The sequence below is a fragment of the Streptococcus sp. F0442 genome (genome assembly GCF_000314795.2).
Taxonomy (GTDB): Bacteria; Bacillota; Bacilli; order Lactobacillales; family Streptococcaceae; genus Streptococcus.
In genome coordinates, this window is the sequence record NZ_KB373316.1 from 77,130 (window position 1) to 93,766 (window position 16,637).

Here is a 16,637-nt window from a genome sequence, read left to right on the forward strand (position 1 = left end):
TTTTTGATATAATGAAAGCAGAACATTCTTAGGAAGAGTATAAAAATATATGGCAAATATTAAAATAGTTACAGACTCATCTATTACTATCGAGCCAGAAGTGGTTGAAGAATACGGGATTAGCATCGTACCACTTTCTGTGATGGTAGATGGAGTCCTTTATTCAGACAGTGAGTTGGGCCAAGGGGATTTCCTGCGCTTAATGCAGTCTAGCAAAAATCTACCCAAGACCAGCCAACCTCCTGTTGGTGTCTTTGCAGAGATTTATGAAAACTTAGCTGCAGATGGAGCCCACATTGTTTCAATTCACATGTCTCATGCCTTGTCAGGAACAGTAGAGGCAGCTCGTCAAGGGGCAACCTTGTCAGGGGCAGATGTGACCGTGATTGATAGTGGCTTTACAGACCAAGCCATGAAGTTCCAAGTCGTTGAAGCAGCCAAGTTGGCCAAAGAAGGAGCTGATTTAGACACTGTCTTGGCTCGCATCGAAGAAGTCAAAGAAAAGACAGAGTTGTATATCGGCGTATCTACCTTGGAAAATCTAGTTAAAGGTGGTCGGATTGGCCGTGTTACCGGACTTTTGAGCTCTCTTCTCAATATTCGTGTCGTGATGGAAATGAAGGATCATCAGTTAGAACCAATCGTCAAAGGGCGCGGTAACAAGACCTTTAAGAAGTGGTTGGATGAATTGACTGAGAAATTATCTCGTAGCAAGGTCGCTGAAATCGGGATTTCTTATGCAGGAACAGCAGAATGGGCCAATGAAATGAAGGCTCAGTTGCAATCACTCGTTGAAACAGCCATCCCTGTTCTTGAAACAGGATCCATTATTCAAACCCATACGGGTGAGAATGCATTTGCAGTTTTGGTGCGTTACGAATAGGCCTAATAAAAGTTTGAAAAAACAGGTTTAGTACTTGACCTAAAGGCTTTTTTTAGATATTATAGTACTGTTAAGGCATGAAGCCTAAAAAAATTTGGAGGATTTGTTAAATGGCTAACAAACAAGATTTGATCGCAAAAGTGGCAGAAGCTACAGAATTGACTAAAAAAGACTCAGCAGCAGCAGTTGACGCTGTATTTGCAGCTGTTTCAGAATACCTTTCAAAAGGTGAAAAAGTTCAATTGATCGGTTTCGGTAACTTTGAAGTTCGTGAACGTGCAGCTCGTAAAGGTCGCAACCCACAAACTGGTAAAGAAATCAAAATCGCAGCTTCTAAAGTTCCAGCATTCAAAGCTGGTAAAGCTCTTAAAGAAGCAGTTAAATAATTGTGATTTACAAAAGTTCCTTCTAGCTTGCTAGAAGGGACTTTTTGTTTTGTAGTAGTTTCTAGACAGGGCCTATAAATAGGAGTATAATAGAAAAAAGTGAGAAATGGAGGGTGGACCATGAGATGGATTTTTGGAATTTTTGTTCTGCTCATGATAAAGCCAATTCTTTATCTGTTTAAAGGCCTCTGGTTTCTGGTGGAACTCTTCTTTATGTTCCTCTTTGTCAAAGTCCTACTAGGAACCATGAGATGGATCCTTAATTGGGGAAGTTAAGAATAGAAAACAAAAGAGAGTGGGACAGAAATCGGTCATTCGTTGGAATTCGATTTCGTCGTCCCACCTCCGCACAGTTGAGTAGGGCTGTAAAAGCTGATGAAATCAGCGTAGTAGAGCCCACTCAACCACTGCGTCTTGCTCGACAATCCAAAAACAATTGAGAGGCTAGGACTTTTGTCCCAGCCTCTTTTCTTATTTACAAACATTCTAATTAGTCAAATTTTGGCATTCATGATATAATAGTCTAAAAGAAAAGATAGAAAGGGGAAAGACCATGCTAGCTTGTTTAACACTTGATGCTGTTCAACAACAAGAAGTGGAAGATGTATTGCAACACTTGCGTGAAAAATCTGTACGGATTACAGAGACGCGTCGGGCTGTCCTTTCCTATCTTGTCAAAAGCCAGGAACATCCGAGTGCAGATGCCATCTACCAAGATTTAAGACCGGCCTTTCCCAATATGAGTCTGGCAACGGTTTATAATAATCTCAAGGTCCTCATTGAAGAAGGTTTTGTCTCTGAAATAAAAGTGCGCAATGACACCACGACCTACTTTGATTTTATGGGACATGATCATCTGAATTTGATTTGTGAACGATGTGGAAAGATTGATGATGTTGACATCGAAGTTCCAGATGTGAGAGCAGAAGCGAGAGAAAAGAGTGGTTACGTCATTACCAAGTGCCAAACCACTGTCTATGGTCTTTGTCCAGAATGCCAGAAGAAACAGTAGAAAAAATAAAAAAGGAGCCGTTAGGCTCTTTTTTGTATGGTAAAACCAGACTAGGATAGTGAAGGAAAAATAGGAGAAATCATGTTATAATATACTTTTGAAATCAAACAATAGGAGAACGAGATGAAAAAGCTGGAGAATTTTTCTTGGAAAATGTGGCAGGTCTATACCTTAGCAGCAGTGACCATTTTTATGATTGGTGCTATATGGTTTTTCTTTTTCTTGAAAACAGCCCCTCATATAGTTGGATAGGGTAACAATGTTTGTGAGATAAGGACTTATAGAAAGATTTAGAAAATGAAGATAAAGAGTGAAAAACTAAAAAGTTTACTGGTCATTGTTGTTTTTTTTATCCTTTTAAGTATTTGTTTCTATAAAAATTTAGAATCAAATATCAAGGAAATCTACAAGAATAATCATTATACAGGAGAGGTTCGGATCACGAGTCTTTCGCTTACAAGTGAAACAAAACTAGTGATTAATGCTAATTATAGCTATTCTGAAACGGTTAATGGGGAAGTCGTCTCTATTCCATTGAAGAAACAAATGATGTTGGAACAAGTCATTTTGCCATATTATCCACCTGTAGCTAAAGAAGGGCGTTTTGGATTGCTTGGTGATTCAATAGGAATGTATAGTGAGCCTCCTAGCACGTATGTACCCATTCTTGAAAAAGCCCTAGAATTGAATCCTGAGAGAAAAAAGTTGGAGCAGGAATTAAAGAAAAAAATAGATCAAAATTCTATCTTAAAAGGATCGAAGGTAGCATTAAAACTTGGTATTTCAAGTAATATTAACTATACCGGCGGGATACATTGGCTTGAAGATTACGAGAAACAATCGGCGAAGAGCGGACGGACTGTTCTTGGAGGATGGTATGGTTTTCCGGTAAAAGAAGCTTTAGATCACGATGTCCTATATGTTCAAGTGACATTACCTAAAGGTGTGAAGAGGGATCATATCCGGTTTAAGGATGAATTAAAAGCGATTGTAAAAAAATCGAATTTGCCAAATGGTCTTTATGTCTTAGGGACTATGACAGATTCGGATTTTGATAAAGTCGATATTGAAGACAGAGTGATTAAGGAAAGGGATTAAAGATGTCAGAAACAAAACAAGAAAGTAATCTTAGTTTAATCTGGGAGCTTGTATTGTATATTATTCTAATTTTTTCAATTGTTGGACTTCCATTTTTGAATGGTCATTATTATTCGTATTCTGATGCTTCACAGGTTTTTCTCTTTCGGCAAAGCAACTCAGTATTTTGGGGTCAAGAATTTAAAGGTTTGGTGAATTCTTACTTTATTATTTCTCTCATACTATTAATTCTTTTACCTGTTATAGCCTATTTTATTCATGATTCTTTTGAGAAAAAAGGGTATCCATTTTTGGCTAGCCTACAATCGTTTTTGATTCACCTATCTTGTAGTGTTATTCTAATATATGCTGCATTTTCATTAACCATTCAAACAGTATATTATAATTTGGGGTTTGGTGTTTATCTCTGTCTGCTTATTTATATGGTTCATATGTATAGTGATTTAAAAGATATCAGAAACATGATTGAACAACGAAATTCCTTGAGGGAAGAGAATCAATTAGAAAATAAAGTTGTTTCAGAGAAAAAATAAACATTCCTCATTTTCAAACCAGAGCCGTCAGGCTCTTTTTTGTGAGAAATTGCACTTTTCTATGGTCGCCACTAGATTTTTTACTGAAAATCTAGTAGAATAAAATAGATAAACGGGGGGAAACCTCGGAGAATAAAAAGGAGATCCATCTAATGGTAAAATTGGTTTTTGCTCGCCACGGTGAGTCTGAATGGAACAAAGCTAACCTTTTCACTGGTTGGGCTGATGTTGATTTGTCTGAAAAAGGTACACAACAAGCGATCGACGCTGGTAAATTGATCAAAGAAGCTGGTATCGAATTTGACCAAGCTTACACTTCAGTATTGAAACGTGCGATCAAAACTACTAACTTGGCTCTTGAAGCTTCTGACCAATTGTGGGTTCCAGTTGAAAAATCATGGCGCTTGAACGAACGTCACTACGGTGGTTTGACTGGTAAAAACAAAGCAGAAGCTGCTGAACAATTTGGTGATGAACAAGTTCACATCTGGCGTCGTTCATACGATGTATTGCCTCCTGCAATGGACCGTGATGATGAACACTCAGCACACACTGACCGTCGTTACGCTTCACTTGATGACTCAGTGATTCCAGATGCTGAAAACTTGAAAGTGACGTTGGAACGCGCCCTTCCATTCTGGGAAGATAAAATCGCTCCAGCTCTTAAAGATGGTAAAAACGTATTCGTAGGAGCACACGGTAACTCAATCCGTGCCCTTGTTAAACACATCAAACAGTTGTCAGACGACGAAATCATGGATGTGGAAATCCCTAACTTCCCACCATTGGTATTCGAATTTGACGAAAAATTGAACGTAGTTTCTGAATACTATCTTGGAAAATAACTATAAAAGATAAAAGGCGGGATTTATTCCGCCTTTTTTTGAGAAGTGACTCTCGGTTTGCCTCACTTTGTAAGGTGAGATGAACCAAGGAGATAATTAGTTTAGAATTTCGATATACTCCAGTCCCCAATTTTCAATGGCATCTAGGACACCTTGAAATTTTCTACCCATTTCAGTTAGACTGTATTCGACCCGTGGGGGAACTTCAGCATAGACTTTACGCTCCACGATTTTATCATTCTCGAGCTGTCTGAGGTGTCGTGTTAGAATGGTTTGGGTAATGCCAGGAATTAGACGTTGTAGTTCATTAAAACGCTTAGTCCCCGTACTGAGTTGATAGATGATGACTAGAGCCCATTTGCCTGTTAGTACACGCTGTGTCGTTGCAAAAGGACAAATTCCGTATTCACTGACTTTGGTTACCATAATTCCTCCAAATTTTTTAAAAATATTCTCTTATTTGACAATAATAGTATCGTATTTGATACTAGATAACAATAAAGTGCCTACTTGTCTTTTTGTTAGTAAGTGATAAAATTATATCATAAATAAGAGAAACGAGGAGTAACTCATGTCAGTAAATTTAGAAATTTTTTATGCATATAACAATGGTCTTATAACAGGTGATTTTCCAGCTGTTTTTGAGACTATGGCAGATGATATCATCTGGCACCAGCCAGGTCAGCATAGTAATTCCGGTACAGTTGTTGGAAAAGAAGCACTTGGAGCACACTTGGCTCAATTTTCAGAAAAAACAAACGGTACCTTCAAAGTATTGACTAACTGGGTGTCTGAAAATATTGACCTTGTAGCAGCCAATGTGACCTTTGTCGGAACTCGCCCAGACGGCGAGGAACTCAACATGAATGGTATTGATCTTTTTCGCATGGATGATGGAAAGATCAAGGAAGTTTGGCTCTTTTCATCAGATCAAGCAGTAGAAGATGCTTTCTGGGGTTAGACAGTAAATTAATCTAGAATCTGAAATGAAATTTGATTTATGGATCGCGATGATGAGCACTCAGCACACACTGACCGTCGTTACGCTTCACTTGACGACTCAGTCATTCCAGATGCTGAAAACTTGAAAGTGACTTTGGAACGCGCTCTTCCATTCTGGGAAGATAAAATCGCTCCAGCTCTTAAAGATGGTAAAAACGTATTCGTAGGAGCACACGGTAACTCAATCCGTGCCCTTGTAAAACACATCAAAGGTTTGTCAGACGACGAAATCATGGATGTGGAAATCCCTAACTTCCCACCATTGGTATTTGAATTTGACGAAAAATTGAACGTTGTAAAAGAATACTATCTTGGAAAGTAAGATAACATAATTTGTTATCCATAAAAAAAGCTGACTTCAGTCAGCTTTTTTGTTTGTCCGTCGCAGACCTAGCTGTTTTTTGGTTTTCAGGGACTCCTAAAAATGATATAATGAAGTGTTATTACATAAGGTTTCATTAGCCTTGAAAGGAAAAGAAAATGACAAAATCATTCTACATCACAACCCCTATCTATTACCCATCTGGTAAATTGCATATTGGTTCAGCTTATACAACCATCGCCTGTGACGTCTTGGCGCGTTACAAACGCATGATGAACTACGATGTTTTCTACCTGACTGGTCTCGACGAGCATGGTCAAAAGATCCAGCAAAAAGCAGAAGAAGCTGGCATCACGCCGCAAGCTTATGTGGATGGGATGGCGGTTGGAGTGAAGGAACTCTGGCAATTACTCGATATCTCATACGATAAATTCATCCGTACGACAGACGACTACCATGAAAAAGTGGTGGCCCAAGTCTTCGAACGCTTGCTGGCTCAAGATGACATCTACCTGGGTGAATACTCTGGTTGGTATTCAGTCTCTGATGAAGAGTTCTTTACAGAAAGCCAATTGGCTGAGGTTTACCGTGATGAGAATGGCAAGGTCATCGGTGGGGTAGCCCCATCAGGCCATGAAGTAGAATGGGTTTCTGAAGAATCTTATTTCCTTCGCCTCAGCAAATACCAAGACCGCTTGGTGGAATTTTTCAAATCCCAACCGGATTTCATCACGCCGGATGGTCGTCTCAATGAAATATTGAAAAACTTTATCGAACCCGGTTTGGAAGATTTAGCGGTATCTCGGACCACCTTTACTTGGGGAGTTCCAGTACCATCCAATCCAAAACACGTGGTCTACGTTTGGTTTGACGCCCTGCTCAACTATGTGACAGCTCTTGGTTATGATCAAGAGCAGCATGGCAACTTTGACAAGTTCTGGAACGGAACAGTCTTCCACATGGTCGGAAAAGACATCCTTCGTTTCCACTCCATCTACTGGCCAATCCTTCTCATGATGCTCGATATCAAGTTGCCAGAACGTTTGATTGCCCATGGTTGGTTTGTCATGAAAGACGGTAAGATGTCTAAGTCTAAAGGAAATGTCATCTACCCAGAGATGTTGGTTGAGCGCTATGGTTTAGATCCACTTCGCTACTACCTCATGCGTAGCCTTCCTGTTGGTTCAGACGGGACCTTCACTCCAGAAGACTATGTAGGCCGCATCAACTATGAATTGGCCAATGACCTTGGAAACCTCCTCAACCGGACGGTAGCCATGATCAACAAGTACTTTGGTGGTCAAGTTCCAGCTTATGTCGAAAACATCAATACATTTGATGCAGATTTGGCTAAGGTGGTTGAAGAAAACATCGCTGAATACCACAAGCAAATGAACGCGGTTGATTACCCACGCGCTTTAGAAGCCGTATGGAACATCATCTCTCGTACCAACAAATACATCGACGAGACAGCTCCTTGGGTCCTTGCCAAAGAAGATGGTGACAAGGAACAATTGGCAGCGGTCATGGCGCACTTGGCAGCTAGCCTTCGTGTCGTGGCTCATTTGATCCAACCATTCATGATGAACACCTCAAATGCCATCATGGAGCAACTTGGCTTGGGCTTGGACTTCGATCTTGAAAACTTGACTCTAGCAGGCTTCCCTGAAAATGTCACAGTGGTGGCCAAAGGAACTCCAATCTTCCCACGTCTCGACATGGAAGAAGAAATTGCCTACATCCAATCTCAAATGACTGCTGGAAAACCACAAGAAAAAGAATGGATTCCAGAAGAAGTGGAACTCAAGTCGGAAAAAGATGAGATCAAATTTGAAGACTTTGACAAGGTTGAAATCCGTGTAGCAGAGGTCAAAGAAGTGGAACGCGTCGAAGGATCAGACAAACTGCTTCGCTTCCGCCTTGACGCTGGTGACGGTGAAGATCGTCAAATCCTCTCTGGTATCGCGAAATTCTATCCAAATGAACAAGAATTGGTTGGCAAGAAACTCCAAATCGTGGCCAACCTCAAACCACGTAAGATGATGAAGAAATATGTCAGCCAAGGCATGATTCTTTCCGCAGAACACGGAGATCAATTAACGGTCCTAACCGTAGATTCATCTGTACCAAATGGAAGCATCATCGGTTAAACGATAGACAAAGAAAAAATCATCTAAAAAACTTTCCTTAGGTGAGTACGGACGTCAGCGAACTTCGAAGAAGTTCCATGACTTAGTTTTGGACCTAAGGTTCCAAAACTCCCGAGTGCTAGAAACAAAAGTGTTTCTAGCACTTTTCTCACGGCGGAAAGTTTCAGTAAATGATTGAATAATTCTTACGAATAAATTTTTAGATTTTATAGGATTAATTTGATTTGTAAGGAAGAACATGTCGTCTACGCTCTCAAGCACTCCCTCGGGAGTGCTTTTGTTGTGACGATACATGTCCTATTCATCTGGCCGGTATTAGAAGATTTATGAGCTCATATTTTTTCTAGTAAATTCTACTTATCTACAATTTAAAATATTTATATATCCATTGACAAAATTATCTCCATGTAGGATAATTTAGATATAGATTTTGTTTCATCTATAGAATTATTTGAAGAAAAGTTTAGGAGATTTGTTATGGCTTTTTGGGATGATATTGTCAAGGGAGCAGGCGATATTGCAAATGGGACTTTAAAAGTTGTTGGAGATGGAGTGAATGCTACAACGAAAATTGTTGGAGATGGATTTAACACAACGACTAAAGTTGTAGGTGATATCGCAAATAGTACTTCAAAAGAAATTGGTAAAGCATTTAATGGTGCAAAAGAGAAAATTAACGATAGACCGGAAGATATGGCTATTAAGGTATTAGAGCAAGTTGCTAAAATACCAGTTGTTAAAGTTGATAGAAATCAATTTCTTATGGATAAGTTTGGAAAAGGATTGAGCAGAGATCAGGTAAATCAACTATTATTAGACGGTCCAGTAAACATGGTTGACAAAGAACGATTGGATAAAGTTGCAAAAACATGTATTATGGATAATGTATTGATGGCAAGCGGAGCATCTGTATTAGCGGGATTACCAGGAGGAGTCGCTATGGCAATTACAATCCCTGCTGATGTTGCACAATATTATGCAATGTCTTTAAAATTAGCTCAAGAGCTGGGTTATATCTATGGTTTCCAATATTTATGGTCTGAAAAAGATAAGCTAACAGAAGAGGCACAAGATACATTGTTACTTTACTTGGGCATTATGTTGGGTGTATCAGGAGCTGCTGCAATCTTACGTGCAGGTGGAGTAGCGATTGGAAAACAGGCTTTAAAATCAATTCCTCAAAAAGCTTTAACTAAAACAATGTATTATCCAATTTTGAAAAAAGTTCTAAAAATCTTTGGAATTAGTCTTACTAAAGGAACTTTTGCAAAAGGAGTTTCTAAAGTATTGCCGGTTGTTTCAGGTGTAATTTCAGGCGGAATGACATTTGCTACTATGAAACCTATGGGAGAGAACTTGCAAAAAGAACTTTCTAAGATGATTAATTATGATACAAAACAATATGAACAAGATCTTGAATCGATTCGTAAAGAAGCTGAAGTTATAGAGGAGTAAATTTATAAAACTTCTTAAGTTCAAATGAATAATATAACTTAATTAATCAATAAGATTTAGTATTATTTAACAGACCACTATAGAAGAAAAGCACTCCTGCGGGAGTGCTTTTCTTATGACGATACATGTTCTATTCATCTGGCTGGTATTCCAGGATATCTCCTGGCTGGCAGTTGAGTTCTTTGCAGATGGCTTCAAGGGTAGTGAAGCGGATGGCTTTGGCCTTGCCGGTTTTGAGGATGGAGAGGTTGGCTGTGGTGATGCCGATTTTGTCGGCTAGCTCGTTGGATTTCATCTTTCGCTTGGCTAGCATGACATCTAGATTGACGATAATCATGGCAACCTCCTTAAATGGTTAGCTCATTTTCTTCAGCAATCTCAATCCCTCTCTCTAAAATCTTGCCAGAGACCCAGACGATTGGAACGGCAAGGAGAAGCCCTGTGTTAAAGGTAAATTGGAAGGTGAAGGGAAGGAGATAAGCATTTCCACTGGTTTCAAGTGTGCCAGACATAAAGGACAAGACCAAGAGAATCTTCCAAGCTCGGTTGCAAAGATCAATGTTGGAGTGAGAAAAGATCTTTTCTTGGTAGAGATTTTGGAGGAAGCTGCGAATGGTGATGAGAAGGTAAATATAGATAGCGCTTGAGGCTAGTGGGAAGAGCAACTGCCAGAGGGGTTGCGGATGTTGGGGAAAGAGCTGGATGCCATTCGCATCAAAGGACAAGCGACCTGATTGAATGAGATCTTTAAACACTCCCATCCGGGAAAGCAGGTGGACGACCAGTGCAGCCACGGTCATAAAGCCACAGAAGTAAATGAAAGCCGTTAAGACTTCAATGACATTTTTTAAGGTTTTTGAGTTTTTCATCGCAAGCCTCCTTGAAGTTTATTTATTTTTCACTTATAGTATACTCCTTATAAAAAATAAGTCAATAAAAAAGTATCGAAAAACGATAAAAAAATAATGTTAAACATAATATTATTTTTGAGAAACAGGTATTATTTACCACAACTAGTCAGTTTAAACCTAGAAAACCACTACATAGAGGGGAATTTTACTATACTTTCGATTTAGGGTATACTAGTGTAAAGATCTTATTCCATGGAGGTAGTAAAATGAATCTAAAATGGAAGAAAAAATACCTGGGCCCGATTTTGGGACTGGTCGGAGCTGTTGTCCTGATTGGAGGAGTCTATCTTTATTCTAGCTCTAACATCCAACCGGACCATCAAAAAGAATTTAGCCAGACCAGCAAGAAGGTCATCAAGTTAAAAGAAAAACCCATTGACTTGAGTGGGGATTATATTTCCAATGAACGGGATGAAGCTAAAATCGAGAAAAATGGCAAAGCCTGGAAGATCGCTTACAAAACGGCTGATGGCAAGGTGTCCGCTGAATTTAGCACCGATTGGAAGATCGAAGGGGCTAATAAAGTTGCGACGGACAAGATGAAAAAATCTGATGGCAATACTGATTTTACCGTTACGGTTCGTGTCTTCAAATACAAGACAGACAAGAAACCATTGATCACGGTCACCATGTCTGATCAAAATCCCGATCACGAGATGGTCTTTGCCAATCGGGAGGATTTTTTCAAATCGACAGATCCTAACGACGTTATCCTTGATGGCAATCTCTCAGCATTTGAAGGTGCCTATTCCAATGATTCCTATGAAAAAGAAATCGCAGCTTCAGGTTTTAAACTCTATGGCTATACTCCAGAAGAATATTACCAAAACAAGGCCAGCGCCTTTCCAAGTATTGTAAATGGTGAGACAGGATGGACCTTCTGGAGTGGGGGAACTCGGGCTAGTTACCTTTTCAATAGGGAAAAGGAGCCTAAGAAACGCAAAGGCTATTATGAAGTTTATTTCACAGGGGCCAATGGAACTGTGATCCAAGGGCAGGAGCAAATCTTGTACTTGATCCCGCCGGGTGTGACAGGTCCTGATGGAGTGGCTTCGCAAGAGCGTCGAATTATCTTTGGAGATGTGGCCTTCCGGGCTTACCATTTAGAGTGGTGGAAAGCCTATCCACAAGTGAAAAGTGAGAAGGATTTAGATATTGCGGCCATAAACGGAGGCGATTTCTCAAGCCTAGCAGGAACCTGGCGCAATGGCAAGGGTGCTGAGATCGTCATCCAAGCAGATGGAAAAGTCAAGGGTCAAGGTAGCCTCAAGGCTGTTGCGGATTCGGATAAGAAGAGCAAGATCCCTTATGTTGAGATGAAGATGGGTGAGACCGGTGCGGCGATTGGACTACTGAAAATTGGCTTCCAAAACCCAGATGGAGACCAGTCTGACACCAGCAAGCCACGTCTGGTGCTCACTCAATCTGCAGGCAACTACCCAGCTGATCAATATTTCTACCGTCAATAAAAGAGAGTGGGACAGAAATCGCTAATTCGTTAGAATTCGATTTCGTCGTCCCACCTCCGCACAGTAGAGCCCACTCAACCACTGCGTCTTGCTCGACAATTCAAAGACAATTGAGAGGCTAGGACTTTTGTCCCAGCCTCTTTTTTTCTGCAATGAAAGGTCGCGGAGGCTAGTAAAAGGTTAGATCCTAGCATTAAAAGGAAAAAAATGTAAAAAAGACTTGACAAAGCAAATGATTAGCAGTATTATTAACTAGTTAATTAACTGATTAATAAACTGGTTAACAAAAATAAAAAAGAGGTGAAGGATGATAAGGAGAAAAATGAAGGTGCTGGGAATCTTGTTCCTCAGTTTCTTTCTGCTTGTAGCTTGTGCTAGTCAAGGAAATGCAGGCAAGCCCCCTTCTAAAAAAGGTCTTAAAATTGTCACGAGTTTTTATCCCATCTATGCCCTGGTCAAGGAAATCTCTGGGGATCAAAATGACATCTGGATGGTTCAGTCAGGTGCAGGGATCCATGATTACGAGCCCTCAACCAAGGAAGTGGCTCAGATCTATGATGCGGATGTATTTGTCTATCATTCTCAGACCCTGGAATCCTGGGCCGGTCGCTTAGATCCTAACCTACAAGGTTCCAAGTTACAGGTGATCGAAGGTAGTCAAGGAATGACACTTGATAAGGTGGCTGGATTAGAGGATGTCGAGGCTGGTCAGGGAAAAGAAGCCAAGCACCTGTATGACCCGCATACCTGGTTGGACCCTGCGAAAATTGCAGAAGAAGGAAAGATCATCGCTCAGCACTTAGGCGAGATCGATCCAAAGAACAAGGAGCTCTATCAAGCCAATGCCCAAAAGCTTGAAAAGCGCTGTGAGGAACTAGTAGCCCGCTACCAGCCTCTCTTTGACAAGGCCAAGCAAAAGACCTTTGTGACCCAGCATACGGCCTTTTCTTATCTGGCCAAACGCTTTGGTCTCAAGCAGTTGGGGATTGCAGGGATTTCCCCTGAGCAAGAACCAACCGCCCGGCAATTGGCGGAGATCCAGCAGTTTGTCAAAGATTATCAGGTGAAAACGATCTTCGTAGAGAAGCACACGTCGTCAAAGGTGGCAGATAGTATCGCCAAGGCAACAGGGGCGCGTGTCAAGGTCTTGGATCCACTGGAAGCTGATCCGCAAAACGATAAGGATCTATTAGCAAATTTAGAAGAAAATATGGCGACTTTAGCCAAGGAATTAGAGGAGTAAATCAAGGATGAAGAAAAAGGGAACGATTGGAATTGTAGCAACTTTGGGAATAGGGCTATGTGCCTATGCGCTCAGTCAGCAACCACAAGCTAAGGAAGAGAAAAAGAATCAGATTCAGTATCTACAGGCAGAAAAGAAAGCGTCATCGACTGCCTCCAGCAAAAAGGAAGACAGCATCGAAGCAGTCAATGCCAAGGAAAAGACTCAGGCGGAGCAGATTGTCATCAAAATTACGGATGAAGGCTTTGTCACTTCTCATGGGGATCATTTTCATTACTATAGTGGTAAGGTCCCATTTGATGCCATCTTTAGTGAGGAGTTGATTTTGCGAGATCCAACTTATCAGCTCCAAGAAGCTGATATTGTCAGCAAGGTCAAGGATGGCTATATCATTAAACGCGCTGGTAAATACTATCTCTACTTAAAGGATGCTCAGCATACGGTCAATGTGCGCTCGATCGAAGAGATCGCTCAACAACAAAAAGGAGGCACTAAAGAAGAAGGGGAAACGGGATCGGTACAGGCGAGCTCCTCGCACAAAGGGGTTAAAACTCGAGATTTTCGTCAGCCAAGTCAAGCGCTAAAAGAGGGGAAGACCCTTGAAACGCTGACTGCTAAAAACCATTCAGGAGGAGGCTATCGCACGGACGATGGTTATGTCTTTAGCCCTGGAGATGTCATTTCAGATACAGGGGATGGCTTCATTGTGCCCCATGGCGGACATTACCATTATATTCCAAAGAGTGCCTTATCTGCTGGCGAGTTAGCAGCAGCCCTCTCTGTCCTAGGCGGTCAAAGTGGTCATCAGGCTGGAAGCTCACACTTAGCTAGCCCAAGTGCAGAAGCAAGCAAAAATCAAGGAACTCCAGATCAGGCCTCTCCAAGCTTAGGAAAACAAGCTAACAGTCAGCCGTCTGCTAGTCCAACCCATACACAGACGACCCCAACGAATTCTAAACCGGCTACTTCCAAACCGACTTCAACGCTCAGCAATCTGATGGAAGAATTGCAGAAAACACCTCTGTCTTCTCGTCATGTGGAGTCTGATGGTTCTGTCTTTGATCCAAGTAAGATCACCAAGTGGACCGATCAAGGAATTGTCTACCCTCACGGGGATCATTTCCACTTTATCCCTTACAGCTCCCTATCTCCTTTAGAACGTGAGCTGGCGCGGCAATTCCAACTGCTTCGGGCCCAAGGTGCTACTACACCTGCTGAAATAAGTCCAAACCGGCCTTCAAGTCCAAGTACAAAACCAATTGACCATGAGCACGAGCATGAACATGGAGATAGTCACGAGCATGAACATGGGGATAGTCATGGGGATAGTCACGAGCATGAACATGGGGACAGTCATGATCACGAGCACGAAGAGGAGCACGATCATGGTTTCCATGCAGACATGGTCATCAGTAAGGACGAGGACGGTTACATGGTCGCTCATGGCAACCATGCCCATTATTTCTATAAAAAGGACCTCTCTCCTCAAGAGATTGCAGCAGCAGAGGCAACTCTGGCAGGTAAGAAAGAAGAGTCCAAGGGACAGCCACTGACAGATGATGTCGCTAGCTATTCTCGTGATGCCTCAGATGAGGAAAAGATCCAGTACATCAGCAAGACCTACGGTGTCCCCCGTGAGGCCATTAAGATTTCCAATGGTTTCTTTGTCTTTAACAATCCAGACCAAGAATACGATCCGACCCACATCCACCCTTATGCCGTTCGGAAGGAACACGTTCGGATTCCACTTGAGACGGGTAATCCTGAACTAGACTTTATCAATGAACTCTATGCAACAGCGCTTCGCTCGGGGATTTCTCCTTATAGCCTCCAGATTGAAAATGGCCAATTTGTCATCCCACATGGCGATCACAACCACTACATCAAGGTGCGATCAGCGGGACTAGCAGACTACTTAGCTCATCGCCTTCCTACCATCCAATCGCCTTACAAAAAAGGAGACTTGAATAAAAAAGCAGTAGAGGACAGAGTCAACCAACTTTTAGCAGAAAGCCGAACTCTTTACGCTTCTGATCCATTGCAGCAACGACGGATTGAGCTCATCTTGGGCCACTTCTTGGAAAATGTCAAGAGCTTCCCAAGTAACTCAACAGAGGGCTATCTAGCAAGTCTCAAACAGGTTGATGAGCAATACATCCATGCGACTCAAGCGATCAAACCAAAAGAAGAGACAGCCCTCGATCGTCGATACCAGGAATTGCTGGAACAAGTGCGCTTGCTAGACACCGAAGCCTTCCAACTGAAGAAGGAAGGGTTGGTCTCACAACTGCAGGAAGCCTATGCTGCCAAAGACAGCAAGCGTTTAGAGCAGGAAGGGAAGCTATTAGAAGCTGTTCAGGAGATGCAAGATCGGACGGGTGTGACCTCGGTCGACTATCTCAAGTACTTCTACCAAAGCTTGAGCGACGCGCGCTTGACACCAGAACTGCGCACCAAGGCGGCAGATCTAGCTTTGAAACTCTATCGGGCCCAAGCCTTTGAAGAGGCCTGGGATGCTAAGGCTCACTTTATGGAACTCTACCAAACCAAGCAGGCAATTGACCAGCTCTTCTCTCAAGAAAAAGGCCAAACCTATCCTATTGAAAAAACAGTTTTGGATCAAAAAGGAAGTCAAGCACCATCTTATAACTTAGCGGTCTATGATTTCCTCAAGGGCTTATATGGAGAGTTGGATAAGGCGACAGAATCCCGTCAACGAACCAGCATCCTGACAGGGCTCTCAGAGCAAATCCAGTCGCTCTTGCCACAAGTCGAAGACCAGGCTAAACGAACTGCCTTTGAAGCAAGTTTGGCTCAACTTGGAAATGAGACGGATCCAGACAAGGCTATTGCAAGTGGACAAGCTCTGTTACGCGAAATCAGTGACACCATTGAAAAGCAAAAACAAAAGCAAACAGAAGAGCCTCAGATTGGGGATGTCGCCCTTTATCAACAGCTCTATAACCAATTGATGGCGCTTCACCAACAATTGCAGGAAAATGGGGCTAGTGATGCTGTATTTGATCGCTTAGAAGCTCTCTTTGACCAATTGGCTAATCCAAAGAGTGACAAGGCGGCCTTACTACAGGCTATCCAAGCCTTTCAGGCAGAGTTAGTAGCGGTGCCATCTGCAAGCGAAGCGGGGAAACCTGCTAGCACGGTCGAAAAGCCTGTAGCTACAGAAACTCCGGTAGAAAAAGAAGCAGCAGCTTCAGCAGGAAGCAAGCCTGCCACAACTGAGACAGAAACAGAGCCTGCAAGCCCAGCTTCCATAGAAGAAGGCACGCCAGATGCTTCATCTTCTCAGGACCAATAGAAAATAGAAAAT

At 41.9% G+C, this 16,637-nt stretch carries 17 protein-coding genes and 1 pseudogene; 15 read left to right on the plus strand and 3 right to left on the minus strand.

Translation table 11 applies throughout. The features are described from left to right. Positions 1 to 49: 49 nt before the first annotated feature. From HMPREF9186_RS09350 to HMPREF9186_RS09375, 8 genes are all read left to right on the plus strand, one after another. The gene (locus HMPREF9186_RS09350) at positions 50 to 883 is read left to right on the plus strand and encodes a DegV family protein (RefSeq protein WP_009732424.1); all 834 of its coding nucleotides are present in this window, start codon (positions 50 to 52) and stop codon (positions 881 to 883) included. Positions 884 to 993: 110 nt separating this feature from the next. Continuing rightward, positions 994 to 1,269, plus strand: coding sequence for an HU family DNA-binding protein (locus HMPREF9186_RS09355; RefSeq protein WP_003006038.1), 276 nt, complete (start codon positions 994 to 996; stop codon positions 1,267 to 1,269). 120 nt (positions 1,270 to 1,389) lie between these two features. Continuing rightward, positions 1,390 to 1,545, plus strand: a complete 156-nt coding sequence (locus HMPREF9186_RS11575) for a hypothetical protein (protein ID WP_009732425.1) — start codon at positions 1,390 to 1,392, stop codon at positions 1,543 to 1,545. A gap of 277 nt (positions 1,546 to 1,822) precedes the next feature. Then, a complete protein-coding gene (locus HMPREF9186_RS09360; RefSeq protein WP_009732426.1) occupies positions 1,823 to 2,281 on the plus strand; it encodes a Fur family transcriptional regulator in 459 nt (152 codons plus the stop codon). A gap of 123 nt (positions 2,282 to 2,404) precedes the next feature. After that, a complete protein-coding gene (locus HMPREF9186_RS11700) occupies positions 2,405 to 2,533 on the plus strand; it encodes a hypothetical protein (protein WP_009732427.1) in 129 nt (42 codons plus the stop codon). A gap of 45 nt (positions 2,534 to 2,578) precedes the next feature. Beyond that, positions 2,579 to 3,379 carry a hypothetical protein gene (locus HMPREF9186_RS09365; protein ID WP_009732428.1) on the plus strand — a complete coding sequence of 267 codons (801 nt, stop codon included), beginning with the start codon at positions 2,579 to 2,581 and terminating at the stop codon, positions 3,377 to 3,379. A gap of 2 nt (positions 3,380 to 3,381) precedes the next feature. Further along, positions 3,382 to 3,912, plus strand: coding sequence for a hypothetical protein (locus HMPREF9186_RS09370; RefSeq protein WP_009732429.1), 531 nt, complete (start codon positions 3,382 to 3,384; stop codon positions 3,910 to 3,912). Positions 3,913 to 4,064: 152 nt separating this feature from the next. Beyond that, on the plus strand, positions 4,065 to 4,757 hold the full coding sequence (locus HMPREF9186_RS09375; protein ID WP_000240128.1) for a phosphoglycerate mutase: 693 nt from the start codon (positions 4,065 to 4,067) through the stop codon (positions 4,755 to 4,757). 96 nt (positions 4,758 to 4,853) lie between these two features. Here HMPREF9186_RS09375 and HMPREF9186_RS09380 read toward each other — a convergent pair whose 3' ends face one another. Beyond that, complete coding sequence (locus tag HMPREF9186_RS09380; RefSeq protein WP_009732430.1) at positions 4,854 to 5,183, minus strand: winged helix-turn-helix transcriptional regulator; 330 nt, start codon at positions 5,181 to 5,183, stop codon at positions 4,854 to 4,856. A 145-nt stretch (positions 5,184 to 5,328) separates the two neighbouring features. Between HMPREF9186_RS09380 and HMPREF9186_RS09385 the strand changes: the two genes are divergently transcribed. From HMPREF9186_RS09385 to HMPREF9186_RS09400, 4 genes and pseudogenes are all read left to right on the plus strand, one after another. Further along, positions 5,329 to 5,718 (plus strand): nuclear transport factor 2 family protein, encoded by a 390-nt coding sequence (locus HMPREF9186_RS09385; RefSeq protein ID WP_009732431.1) that lies wholly within the window; start codon positions 5,329 to 5,331, stop codon positions 5,716 to 5,718. 39 nt (positions 5,719 to 5,757) lie between these two features. Continuing rightward, a pseudogene (locus tag HMPREF9186_RS09390) lies at positions 5,758 to 6,081 on the plus strand (2,3-bisphosphoglycerate-dependent phosphoglycerate mutase); the annotation flags it as partial. A gap of 158 nt (positions 6,082 to 6,239) precedes the next feature. After that, positions 6,240 to 8,231 carry a methionine--tRNA ligase gene (gene metG / locus HMPREF9186_RS09395; protein WP_009732433.1) on the plus strand — a complete coding sequence of 664 codons (1,992 nt, stop codon included), beginning with the start codon at positions 6,240 to 6,242 and terminating at the stop codon, positions 8,229 to 8,231. Positions 8,232 to 8,708: 477 nt separating this feature from the next. Then, positions 8,709 to 9,686 (plus strand): hypothetical protein, encoded by a 978-nt coding sequence (locus HMPREF9186_RS09400; RefSeq protein ID WP_009732434.1) that lies wholly within the window; start codon positions 8,709 to 8,711, stop codon positions 9,684 to 9,686. A gap of 130 nt (positions 9,687 to 9,816) precedes the next feature. On the opposite strand, the gene HMPREF9186_RS09405 is transcribed toward HMPREF9186_RS09400, so the two are convergent. Both HMPREF9186_RS09405 and HMPREF9186_RS09410 read right to left on the minus strand, forming a co-directional pair. Continuing rightward, a complete protein-coding gene (locus HMPREF9186_RS09405) occupies positions 9,817 to 10,023 on the minus strand; it encodes a helix-turn-helix domain-containing protein (protein ID WP_009732435.1) in 207 nt (68 codons plus the stop codon). 10 nt (positions 10,024 to 10,033) lie between these two features. Further along, positions 10,034 to 10,555 carry a DUF2975 domain-containing protein gene (locus HMPREF9186_RS09410; RefSeq protein WP_009732436.1) on the minus strand — a complete coding sequence of 174 codons (522 nt, stop codon included), beginning with the start codon at positions 10,553 to 10,555 and terminating at the stop codon, positions 10,034 to 10,036. A 248-nt stretch (positions 10,556 to 10,803) separates the two neighbouring features. Here HMPREF9186_RS09410 and HMPREF9186_RS09415 point away from each other — a divergent pair, with 248 nt between their 5' ends. The 3 genes from HMPREF9186_RS09415 to HMPREF9186_RS09425 all read left to right on the plus strand — a co-directional run bounded on the left by HMPREF9186_RS09415 (position 10,804) and on the right by HMPREF9186_RS09425 (position 16,625). After that, positions 10,804 to 12,066, plus strand: coding sequence for a DUF6287 domain-containing protein (locus tag HMPREF9186_RS09415; protein ID WP_009732437.1), 1,263 nt, complete (start codon positions 10,804 to 10,806; stop codon positions 12,064 to 12,066). Between the two features lie 307 nt (positions 12,067 to 12,373). After that, positions 12,374 to 13,309 (plus strand): metal ABC transporter solute-binding protein, Zn/Mn family, encoded by a 936-nt coding sequence (locus HMPREF9186_RS09420; protein ID WP_156801323.1) that lies wholly within the window; start codon positions 12,374 to 12,376, stop codon positions 13,307 to 13,309. A 7-nt stretch (positions 13,310 to 13,316) separates the two neighbouring features. Beyond that, a complete protein-coding gene (locus HMPREF9186_RS09425; RefSeq protein WP_009732439.1) occupies positions 13,317 to 16,625 on the plus strand; it encodes a pneumococcal-type histidine triad protein in 3,309 nt (1,102 codons plus the stop codon). Positions 16,626 to 16,637: the final 12 nt, after the last annotated feature.

Coding starts and splice junctions, on each gene's coding strand:
- HMPREF9186_RS09350 (WP_009732424.1), top strand. CDS start 50: ATGGCAAATATTAAAATAGTTACAGACTCATCTATTACTATCGAGCCA.
- HMPREF9186_RS09355 (WP_003006038.1), top strand. CDS start 994: ATGGCTAACAAACAAGATTTGATCGCAAAAGTGGCAGAAGCTACAGAA.
- HMPREF9186_RS11575 (WP_009732425.1), top strand. CDS start 1,390: ATGAGATGGATTTTTGGAATTTTTGTTCTGCTCATGATAAAGCCAATT.
- HMPREF9186_RS09360 (WP_009732426.1), top strand. CDS start 1,823: ATGCTAGCTTGTTTAACACTTGATGCTGTTCAACAACAAGAAGTGGAA.
- HMPREF9186_RS11700 (WP_009732427.1), top strand. CDS start 2,405: ATGAAAAAGCTGGAGAATTTTTCTTGGAAAATGTGGCAGGTCTATACC.
- HMPREF9186_RS09365 (WP_009732428.1), top strand. CDS start 2,579: ATGAAGATAAAGAGTGAAAAACTAAAAAGTTTACTGGTCATTGTTGTT.
- HMPREF9186_RS09370 (WP_009732429.1), top strand. CDS start 3,382: ATGTCAGAAACAAAACAAGAAAGTAATCTTAGTTTAATCTGGGAGCTT.
- HMPREF9186_RS09375 (WP_000240128.1), top strand. CDS start 4,065: ATGGTAAAATTGGTTTTTGCTCGCCACGGTGAGTCTGAATGGAACAAA.
- HMPREF9186_RS09380 (WP_009732430.1), bottom strand. CDS start 5,183: ATGGTAACCAAAGTCAGTGAATACGGAATTTGTCCTTTTGCAACGACA.
- HMPREF9186_RS09385 (WP_009732431.1), top strand. CDS start 5,329: ATGTCAGTAAATTTAGAAATTTTTTATGCATATAACAATGGTCTTATA.
- metG (WP_009732433.1), top strand. CDS start 6,240: ATGACAAAATCATTCTACATCACAACCCCTATCTATTACCCATCTGGT.
- HMPREF9186_RS09400 (WP_009732434.1), top strand. CDS start 8,709: ATGGCTTTTTGGGATGATATTGTCAAGGGAGCAGGCGATATTGCAAAT.
- HMPREF9186_RS09405 (WP_009732435.1), bottom strand. CDS start 10,023: ATGATTATCGTCAATCTAGATGTCATGCTAGCCAAGCGAAAGATGAAA.
- HMPREF9186_RS09410 (WP_009732436.1), bottom strand. CDS start 10,555: ATGAAAAACTCAAAAACCTTAAAAAATGTCATTGAAGTCTTAACGGCT.
- HMPREF9186_RS09415 (WP_009732437.1), top strand. CDS start 10,804: ATGAATCTAAAATGGAAGAAAAAATACCTGGGCCCGATTTTGGGACTG.
- HMPREF9186_RS09420 (WP_156801323.1), top strand. CDS start 12,374: ATGATAAGGAGAAAAATGAAGGTGCTGGGAATCTTGTTCCTCAGTTTC.
- HMPREF9186_RS09425 (WP_009732439.1), top strand. CDS start 13,317: ATGAAGAAAAAGGGAACGATTGGAATTGTAGCAACTTTGGGAATAGGG.